8 protein-coding genes and 2 pseudogenes are annotated in these 9,043 nt (G+C 74.2%); 1 reads left to right on the forward strand and 9 read right to left on the reverse strand.

Annotation, left to right across the window (positions count from 1 at the left end; translation table 11 throughout):
- From RUTHE_RS17565 to RUTHE_RS09660, 5 genes and pseudogenes are all read right to left on the reverse strand, one after another.
- Nucleotides 1–1,066 (reverse strand): annotated as a pseudogene (locus RUTHE_RS17565) (Gfo/Idh/MocA family protein); the annotation flags it as partial.
- Nucleotides 1,063–1,296 carry a hypothetical protein gene (locus RUTHE_RS18300; RefSeq protein ID WP_021098204.1) on the reverse strand — a complete coding sequence of 78 codons (234 nt, stop codon included), beginning with the start codon at nucleotides 1,294–1,296 and terminating at the stop codon, nucleotides 1,063–1,065. The pseudogene RUTHE_RS17565 and the gene RUTHE_RS18300, both read right to left, overlap by 4 nt.
- Nucleotides 1,297–1,339: 43 nt before the next feature.
- Nucleotides 1,340–1,633 (reverse strand): annotated as a pseudogene (locus RUTHE_RS18305) (glycosyltransferase family 2 protein); the annotation flags it as partial.
- Nucleotides 1,585–2,055 (reverse strand): glycosyltransferase family A protein, encoded by a 471-nt coding sequence (locus tag RUTHE_RS18310; protein ID WP_342662231.1) that lies wholly within the window; start codon nucleotides 2,053–2,055, stop codon nucleotides 1,585–1,587. The gene RUTHE_RS18310 and the pseudogene RUTHE_RS18305, both read right to left, overlap by 49 nt.
- On the reverse strand, nucleotides 2,052–3,362 hold the full coding sequence (locus RUTHE_RS09660; protein WP_051150449.1) for a glycosyltransferase family 4 protein: 1,311 nt from the start codon (nucleotides 3,360–3,362) through the stop codon (nucleotides 2,052–2,054). The genes RUTHE_RS18310 and RUTHE_RS09660 overlap by 4 nt, the downstream gene beginning before the upstream one ends.
- Before the next feature lie 169 nt (nucleotides 3,363–3,531).
- On the opposite strand from RUTHE_RS09660, the gene RUTHE_RS09665 reads away from it, so the two are divergent.
- Nucleotides 3,532–4,287: a WecB/TagA/CpsF family glycosyltransferase gene (locus RUTHE_RS09665; protein ID WP_021098207.1), complete on the forward strand. Its 756-nt coding sequence runs from the start codon at nucleotides 3,532–3,534 to the stop codon at nucleotides 4,285–4,287.
- Here RUTHE_RS09665 and RUTHE_RS09670 read toward each other — a convergent pair.
- Genes RUTHE_RS09670 through RUTHE_RS17575 form a run of 4 tightly spaced genes read right to left on the reverse strand, consistent with a single transcriptional unit; the run spans nucleotide 4,265 to nucleotide 8,548 of the window.
- Nucleotides 4,265–5,053: an SDR family oxidoreductase gene (locus tag RUTHE_RS09670; RefSeq protein ID WP_021098208.1), complete on the reverse strand. Its 789-nt coding sequence runs from the start codon at nucleotides 5,051–5,053 to the stop codon at nucleotides 4,265–4,267. The two genes, RUTHE_RS09665 and RUTHE_RS09670, sit on opposite strands and share 23 nt — an antisense overlap.
- The gene (locus tag RUTHE_RS09675) at nucleotides 5,050–6,552 is read right to left on the reverse strand and encodes a GMC oxidoreductase (protein WP_021098209.1); all 1,503 of its coding nucleotides are present in this window, start codon (nucleotides 6,550–6,552) and stop codon (nucleotides 5,050–5,052) included. The genes RUTHE_RS09670 and RUTHE_RS09675 overlap by 4 nt, the downstream gene beginning before the upstream one ends.
- A complete protein-coding gene (locus RUTHE_RS17570; protein WP_342662239.1) occupies nucleotides 6,549–7,484 on the reverse strand; it encodes an SGNH hydrolase domain-containing protein in 936 nt (311 codons plus the stop codon). Before RUTHE_RS17570 ends, RUTHE_RS09675 begins: the two co-directional genes overlap by 4 nt.
- On the reverse strand, nucleotides 7,472–8,548 hold the full coding sequence (locus RUTHE_RS17575; protein ID WP_021098211.1) for an acyltransferase family protein: 1,077 nt from the start codon (nucleotides 8,546–8,548) through the stop codon (nucleotides 7,472–7,474). Before RUTHE_RS17575 ends, RUTHE_RS17570 begins: the two co-directional genes overlap by 13 nt.
- Nucleotides 8,549–9,043 lie beyond the last annotated feature (495 nt).

The raw sequence follows: 9,043 nt of genomic DNA on the forward strand, positions 1-9,043 counted from the left end.
GGCGCGGCGGGCAGGCGCGCGACGGCGGCCTCGATGGCGCGGGCCACGGCCAGGGCGGCCTCGGGGGCAAAGCGCGGATCGGCGCGCCCGGCACGCAGAGCGCCGTAGAAGCCCGCCAGCGTCCCGCGGAAACTCTCGCCATAGGGCGTGCGACGATGGAGCGAGAGACTTTCACGCCCGGCCAGGCGCAGCGACTGCCCGGCCTCCTGCATGGCCAGCGACAGGCCCCGCCGCAAGGGATTGATCACGAGGCCAGAGGCATTGTCGCCGGTCACCGTCAGACGGTCGCGCCCGTAATCGAGCCGGGCCAGCCCCGAGGAGCCGCGCAGGGTGAGGGCGCGCTCCTCATGCGTCTGGACGAAGGACAGGGCGATGGTCACCTCGACCGGGCCCGAGCGCGCCAGCAGGCGGAAGGCCTGCGGCCGCGGACCGAGGCCGGGAATCTCCCGCATCTGCCCTGTCTCCAGATGCAGGACATCGACCGGGCCGAGCAGGTCCACCGCGAAGGACAGCGGATGCGGGGCAATCTCCCACAGCAGATGACCTGTCTCGCGCAGGGGCCAGATCCCGTAGGGGCCGGACTGCAGCGGGGCAAAGGGCAGGGCCCAGTCCACGCGCAGATCAAAGAGCCGGCCGAGCCATCCCCCGTCCAGAAGCCGGCGCAGCCCTGCATGGGCGGGCAGACCCAGGAAATTGTGCACCACGCCGGCCTGGCGTCCTGCCGCATGCGCGGCGGCGGCGATCCGCTCCACCCCGGCGGCCGACAGCGCCATGGGCTTCTCGACCAGCACATGCAGCCCGAGGTCCAGCGCCGCGACCGCCAGCGTCTCATGCGTGGGGGGCGGGTCAGCACATGGACGGCATCGCAGAGCGGGGCGAGCGCCTCGAGCGAGGGCACCGCCACCGCCCCCTGAGACCGGGCAAGGCAGTCGGCCGCCGCCGCGTCGCGATCATGGACGGCCGTCAGATGCAGGCCGGGCAGGGCCCGGATCGCCTCGGCATGCCATCGGGCGATGTAACCTGCCCCGATGAGACCGATGCGCAGCGTCTGGGTCATCTGGGTCATTTGTATTCGATGATCCGGGGGCCGGCGCCACGGATCCGGCGCAGGCGGTGGAGAATCATGCCGGCCATCTGGGGAAACTTGGCCAGCAGCAGAAGCCCCGCCAGGCCCAGGGCCCGCCGCCAGGGCCGACCGCCTGCGTGCAGGCGCCATGCGCTGCGCAGCCAGGAGCCGGCATAGGCCATCAGGACCAGCCCGGCGAGCCAGCCCTGTCCGACGGCAAGCCCCCCCACGCGCCAGCAGCGGCAGCGCGAGGCCGAAGAGCCGCGCCCGCCATCTGTGGTGGCGGAAATGGTCGGGAAAGGCGTCCAGATCGGCAAAGCCGTGCCCGGCCCGCAGGGCGCGCCGCCACCAGTCGGCCAGGCGGTCCATGCGGATGTCGTGCCGCGTCATCAGGCGGGGCAGGCGATGCACGCGCAGCCCGGTCCGAGCCTTCAGCCGCAGGCAGAATTCCTCGTCCTCCGAGGCGATGATCCCGGGGTCGAAGCCGCCCGCTGCGCGAAAGGCGGCGGCGCGCACCATCATCGTCCCCCCCGCAGGACGCGATCGTCCCCCACCGGCCCGTGCCATTCCATCTCGGCCAGGGCGTGAAACAGGTTGCGCTCCGGCTCGATCTCCGTCCGCCAGCCGGTGGCGATGCCGATCGAGGGATCGGCCTGCATCGCTGCGGCGGCGGCCTCCGTCCAGCCTGGGACCAGCTCGCAGTCGCCATCGACGAACTGCACCAGATCCGGCGCCCCGTCCTCCATGAGGGCGGCAAAGCCGGCATTGCGCCCCCGCGCCGCCGTGAAGGGCCGGCCGGGGTCGAGCTCCACCACCCTCAGCCCCATCGCCCGGGCCAGCGCCACGCTGCCATCGGTGGAGCCCGAATCGACATAGACCGCCCGCCCCCCCTGCCCGGCCAGCGAGTGCAGGCAGCGGCGCAGGCGCTCTCCCTCGTTGCGGCCGATGACGACGATCCCGATCCGGTCCAGGCTCAAGGTCCCGCTCATGGGGTCCAGGGCTCCGGCCGCCTTGCGGGCCGCGGCCCGCCTGTCCTGGCCCATAGCAGCAGCTGCGCCAGGCGCGCCGCCTCCTGGCGGGCGTCGAATCCGGCCCGCACCCGGGCGCGGCCGGCCGCCCCCATCGCCGCGGCCCGGGCCGGATCGGCCGTCACGGCCAGCATCGCCTGCGCCAGCGCTTCCTCCTCGCCCGGCGGCACCAGCAGGCCCGAGACCCCCTCCTCCACCAGCTCGGCCACGCCGGCGATGCGGGTCGCGATCACGGGCCGGGCCGCGGCCATCGCCTCCATCAGGACGACCGGCACTCCTTCGGCCAGGCTCGGCAGGACAAGGGCGCCGCAGGCGGCCAGCTCCCGGGCGACCTCCGCCTGTCCCTGTGCCCCGAGAAAGGTCACCGCCCCCCCGAGCCCGCGCCGCGCGGCCTCGGCCTCCAGAGCCGCCCGCTCCGGCCCCTCGCCGACGAGACGCAGATGCAGACCCGGCCGCTCGCGCCGGGCCAGCGCCAGGGCGGTCAGCAGCATCCGCACACCCTTGACCGGGGTCAGCCGTCCGACGAACAGCAGCCGGTCGGGATCGCCCGGTCCGTCCGCGGCATAGCGCTCGGGCTCCACGCCGCAATGGACGATGTGCAGCTTCTCCCAGACCGGGGGATCGGCATGGAGCATCGCCTGCGACCGGGCAAAGGCAGAGATGCAGACGACGAAATCGGCCGTCCGCAGGCTTTCGTCCAGACGGAAGCGCCGGGCCTCGGACAGGTCGTCCGGCCCGTGCAGGGTGAAGCTCCAGCTGATGCCCGCCAGCGGCGCGGCCAGACGCGCCACCACGCAGGAGCTCATGGCGAAATGGTTGTGCAGATGCACGGCCCCGATGCGCCGCAGGGCCTGCGCCAGGACGGCCGCCTCGTGAAAGCGGATCAGCCCGTAGGCGCGCCCCCGCAGCCCCGGCTCTGCCGTCCTCCAGGCCTGCCGCAGCAGGCGCAGCCACAACGCGGGAGAGCGGCCCAGCGCCGCGGCATGGGCGGCCAGCCCCGTCAGGGGTCGCAGGGCACGCGGCAGCACCGCGGTGACGCGCGCGGCCTCCTCGCGCCATTCGGGGCCGGTGATCTGGTCCCCGGCCACAGGCCGGATCGAGAAGGGGCGCAGATCGAAGCCCAGCGCCCGCAGGGCCGCCGCCTCGCGCAGGATGAAGGTATGGGAGGCGCGCACATAATCGCCCGACAGCCAGGCCACCGGCCCTGGCAGAGGGGGCTTCGTCGGGCCGGAGCCCTGCCCGCTGCTGCCCTGTTCCACCCCTGTCATGCCGCCATCGGCCATGCCTGCCCCTCCGCTGCCCTCGTCCGTCGCATGGAAGCGCGGCAAGACCAAGGCCCGGGCGCGGCAGGAGAGGGCCGGATGCGGTCCACAGGAGACAGGGTTGCACCGGCCTTCGTCCCGCGCAAGGCTCGGTCGGCAACCGGCGGGGGCAGGCATGGAATTCCGGGTCGGGGATGGGTCCGTGGCGGTCACGGTGCCGGACGAGGCGACGCTTCTGGCCGCGCTGACAGAGCGGCTCCGCAACGGGCGCGGCTTCACGGTGGCGACGCTGAACCTCGATCATCTGGCCAAGCTGCACCGCGATGGCGCCTTCCGGGCGGCCTATGCCCAGGCCGATCTGGTGACGGCCGACGGCAACCCCATCGTCTGGCTGTCGCGCCTCGCCGGGCGGCCGGTGGCCCTCCTGCCCGGTTCGGACCTGATCCGCCCCGTCCTTGCCCTCTGCGCGCGCGAAGGGGCGCCGGTGGGCCTTCTGGGCAGCAGCAGCGCGGCGCTGGAGCGGGCGGCCGAACGGCTCGCCGCCGCGATTCCCGATCTTGTCGTCTGCGACCGGCTGGCCCCGCCGATGGGATTCGACCCGGCAGGACCGGAGGCGGCGGCCGCGCTCGACCGCATGGCACAGGCCGGGGCCCGGGTGGTGCTGATCGCCCTCGGCGCGCCCAAGCAGGAACGGCTGGCCGCGCTGGGGCGGGGGCGGCATCCGGGGATGGGCTTCCTGTGCATCGGCGCGGGGCTGGATTTCATCGCCGGCCATCAGCGCCGCGCCCCGCTGTGGATGCGCAGGCTGGCGCTCGAATGGCTCTGGCGTCTGGCCGGGGATCCCCGCCGCCTGGCCGGGCGCTATGCACGGGCGGCGGCGGCGCTGCCCCGCCATGCACGGGATGCCCTCAGGATGCGCCGCTCGTCCTGAGGGGCAGCGGCCCGATCCGCCGTGCCACCACCCGCCGCCCGAGGAGGCGATCGGCGATGCGCCGCTTCAGCGACCGCGGCGGCAGCACCTCGCGGTCGCGTTCCCAGACGGTCCCGGTCAGGGACGGATCGCGCCACAGCGCCAGCGCCACGCCCCAACGCGCCGCCACGGCCGGATCGAGCCCGTCCTGCGGCCCCATCCGCGTCGCCAGCATGCCGGGCATCCAGTCGCTGATGACGATGCGCGGAAAGCGGTCGGCCAGATCGGCGGCCAGGGCGCGGCTCCAGATCCGCATCGCCCCCTTGGAGACGGCATAGGCCGATGAGGCGGGAATCGGCGCGAGATCGGCAAAGCTGCCCACCATGAGGATGCGCCCCTCGCCCCGCGCCGTCATGTCCTCGAGCGCCTCGCGCGTGCAGGCCACCGCCCCGCCGAGATTGACGGCCAGCGTCGCCATCCAGCTTTCCGGCGTCTCGTCGAGGATGTCGCGGCGCGGATAGACGGCGGCATTGTTGACGAGGATGTCCACGGGGCCGATGCGCTCTCGCACGGCGGCGAGGGCGGCGCGCACCTGGGCGGGGTCTGCCACGTCGCAGGACAGGGGGTGGAAGAGCGGGCCGGCCTCTGCGGCGGTCTGCGCCAGCGCCGCTGCATCGCGGCCGAAGCCCGCGACAGGCCGGCCCTGCCGCACGAATTCGACCGCAAGGGCCCGGCCGAGGCCCCGCCCCGCTCCGGTGACGACGACGGCCGGTGTCTGTCCGCTCATGACTGATCCTCCCGCAGCACCCTGTCGGCCACGCGCAGCGCCAGCGCGGCAATGGTCAGCGAGGGATTGACGCCGAGCGAGGTCGGAAAGGCCGAGGCATCCGCGATCCAGAGATTGGCCATCCCGTGCACCCGGCCTTCTGCATCCGCGACCGAATCGGCAGCCCGGGTGCCCATCCGCGCCGTCCCGCAGGCATGGCCCCAGTTCGGCTGGGCCGCGCGGTGAAGGAAGACCGGCCAGAGACCGCGGAAGCCATGGCGGATCGCCCTGCGGAAGACGAGGCGCCGCGCCTCGGTCGCCGCATCGACCCGATAGCGCAGGGCGATCCCCCTGCCGGGCAGGACGCGGTTCTCCCACAGGGGCGGATCTTCCAGAAGCCCGACAAAGACCTGTCCCCGCCCGAGCAGGCGCCGCGCCATCGCCGCGGGCAGCCGCGCCCCCTCATGCAGAAGGCGCGATGCGCCCCAGCCGCGCTCGGCCAGGCGGCGGCGCAGATGATGCAGGATCTCGCCCTCCTGCAGGGCCACGCCCATCGCCTGGACCATGCCCATCCTCTCGCCCCCGATGCGCATCAGATCGCGCAGGCCGATGCCCTTGGAGATCCCGTCCCCCGTTTCCGCGCCAGGCCGGTTCCGGCCGGGCCAGATGGCGAAGGTCTCGTTCAGATGCAGCATCAGATGGCGGCCGGCGGCCGGCCCGCCCAGGCCAGAGGCCATCAGCAGCCGCGGCGTGGACAGGGCCCCGGCGGCCAGCAGCACCCGGCGGGCGCGCAGCCGGCGCATCGTGCCCCCCTGCTGCAGCCGGACGCCCGTCACGCGCCTGTCCTCGACGGTCAGCTCCAGGACCTCGGCCCCGGTCACGAGCGCCGCCCGTCCCGTGGCCAGCGCCGGCTCCACCCCTGCCGAGCGCCCGTCCATCTTGCAGGGCCGGGGGCATTTGCGTCCGAGGCATTCGCGGCAGCCGGGCAGGCGGCGCAGCCCGGCATGCAGCCGGTAGGGATGCAGGCCGTTGGCGCGCAGCCGGGCGAGGATCGCCGCGTCCTCGGGCGTGGCGGGGGGCGGGGGGCGCAGGGCGGGCGAAGGCGGCTCTGCCGAGAGCGGATCGGCCTCGCCCTCCACCGCCAGCCAGGTCTCGGCCCGTTCGTAGAAGGGGCGCAGCGCGGCATGGGAGACCGGCCAGCCATCGAGGTCATCCGGCTCCGGCCGTTCGAGCGTGGCCGCATAGAAGACCGAGGATCCGCCCACCCCACAGCCCAGCGGGGCGTGAAAGGCGGCCTCTTCGGTCTCCACCGGTTCGGGCCAGAGCCCCCGGACGGCCCGCGCCACCGGATCGGCCGTGGTCAGGTCGATGCGCGTCTCCTCGGTCCGCCGGCCTGCGCCGCCGCGCTCGAGGATCAGGACGCGCATCCCGCCTTCGGCCAGGGCGCGGGCGGCGATCCCCCCGCCCATGCCGGCGCCGATCACCAGCGCGTCCCAGTCCTGTTCCAGGGGATCGCTCACCGTCCGGCCTCGCGCAGCAGCGGGACAAGGAGCGGCACCAGCCGCCGTGCCCCGGCATTGGTCAGGTGATTGGTGTCGAACCAGGATACGGCCCCGTCCGGCCCGATCCCGCAAGAGGGATCGCACAGCCCGGGCCAGGGGTCGAGCCGCCGCGCACCGGCGGCTTCGGCCTGTTCCAGCGCCGCATCCGCGGCGGCGGCGCGCCCGGTGTCGGGAACCATCAGGCCAGGCACTTCGCCGGGGGCGATCCGCCCATGGGCCAGCCCCCGCGCCACGGCCCGTGAATCATAACGCGGCAGTTCGGGCACCTGCCGCAGCAGCACGACCTCCCTCCCCCCGGCGCGCAGCGCCTCCACCGTCCGCGCCAGCGCCACGGCCAGCAGATCGGCCTGCGAGAGGCCCTCGGGCAGGCCCGATCCGGGCCGGGGGGCGAGGGCGATGCGGTTCTGCCCGTCCTGCCCTGCGCCCGTGCCGGTCGCGTAATAGGCCCAGCGCCCGACCAGGACGACCAGGCCGATCCCGGGTGACTGCTCGAGCGCCCGCGCCACCGCCTCGACGCTGGCCGGACAGGCGGCATCCTCGGCCGGCGTCGCGGCCGATTCGCGCTTCTGCAGGCCGAAGGCCGGCGGACATCCGGCGCGCCACAGGATCAGCCCCGGCACGCCGGCCTCGTCGGCGGCCAGGGCCAGCCCGTCCATCAGCGCCCGCAGATGGCTGTCGCCCCAGATCAGCACGCGCGGCGTGCCCCCCTCCGGGCCGATCGCACAGACCTCCTGCCCGGCAAAGGCCCCGCCCTGCGGCACCCGGCAGCGCGACCGGTCCTGCAGGAAATCCTGCGAGGCCGCGGCATGGGCCGCCACCTCCGGCCCCCAGCGCGCGGGCAGCCCATCCGTGCGGTAGAACCAGGCCCCGAGGCCCATCACCGCCCCCATGCCGAGCGCCACCAGGCCGAGGAAGCTGCGGTCCCCCACCACACCCTGCGGCCGGCGCAGCGGCGTCTCGACCAGCCGCCAGGACAGCAGCGCCAGCGCGAAGGCCAGCACGACCCAGCCGGCTGCCTCCCGGGGCGAGAGCGCCCCCCCCGCCGATAGGCCGCCAGCACGAGGATCGGCCAGTGCCAGAGATACAGCGCATAGGACAGCTTGCCGATCAGCACCGGCACGGGGGTCGCCAGCCACCGCCCGACACCATCCGGCGCACCGGCAGGCCCGAGAGAGAGCAGGCACAGCGCCGTCCCCGTCACGGGCAGCAGCACCTGCCAGCCGGGAAACCCCTCGGCCCGCACGGTCAGCACCGCCCCCAGGATCAGCCCGATCCCTGCCCATCCTGCGGTCAGCCGCATCCGCCGCGGCAGCGCAGGCGCCAGGATGGCCAGCAGGACGCCCGTCAGCAGCTCCCAGGCGCGGAAGGGGAAGAGGAAGAAGGCCGCCTCGGGCCGGCTGTCGGTAAGCCGGAGCGTCGCCAGCAGCGAGGCTGCCCAGACCAGCCCCAGCACCGCCAGGATCCCGGCCTTCCGCAGCCGGATCCCCCACAGCCCGAGCAGCAGCACCGGCAGGACGAGATAGAACTGCTCCTCGACGGCGAGAGACCAGGTCTGCAGCAGGGGCTTGTCCTGCGCCGCCGCATCGAAATAGCCGGCCTGCCGCCAGAACAGGACATTGGACAGCCAGGCGGTCGCGGCGATGAGCTGCTTGCCCGTCTCGCGCAGCTCCCAGGGCAGCAGGAGCCACCAGGCGGCGGCCGCCGTCGCCCCCGCCATCAGCAGATAGGCCGGGGCCAGGCGGCGCAGGCGCCGCATCCAGAAGGCGCCAAGCCGCAGCCGCCCCGTCGCGCCCCATTCGGCCCAGAGCAGCCCGCCGATCAGCCAGCCCGAGAGGACGAAGAACACGTCCACGCCGACAAAGCCGCCCGGCAGCGGCGCACCCGCGTGATAGGCCACAACCGGCAGGATCGCGGCGGCGCGCAGCCCGTCGATCTCGGGCCGATAGGGAAGCATGGGGGACAGGCTGGCGATGGCGGTTCTCGGGGCTGGACCGGTCGGCAATCTGACCGGGTTCTGCGGCGAAAATGCGGAGCACGCCAGAGGCTTCTCGCCAGGTCCGGCTCGGCTCCGGCTCGGGTGCTGCTTCCCTGCCTGCCCGGACGGCTCCGGGGGAAAGGGACAGGTTCCTCATCCGACTTCAAATATCCTCGGGGGGGTCCGGGGGGCAGACAGCCCCCCCGGCCGGGCCGCCGGGGGCCGACCGTCCAGGATGGGGCCGCCGCAGGGGGTGTTGCGCGGATCGCCCCGGCAGCGCGCGGCCCGCTAACCGCCTGTTAACCTCTCAGGGGCAGAACGGGGGGCATGAGACCGAATCGCGCCCCCTCTCCCGCGGCCCAGGCCGCAGCCTGCATCCCGGCCCCGGGCCGCCCGCCACGGGCTGCGCGGCTGCCTTCGGCCGCCCCCTGCCGTCGCTCCGCCGCGGGCGAATTACGCCCGGGCCCGTGCGGC

The organism is Rubellimicrobium thermophilum DSM 16684 (assembly GCF_000442315.1).
Taxonomy (GTDB): Bacteria; Pseudomonadota; Alphaproteobacteria; order Rhodobacterales; family Rhodobacteraceae; genus Rubellimicrobium; species Rubellimicrobium thermophilum.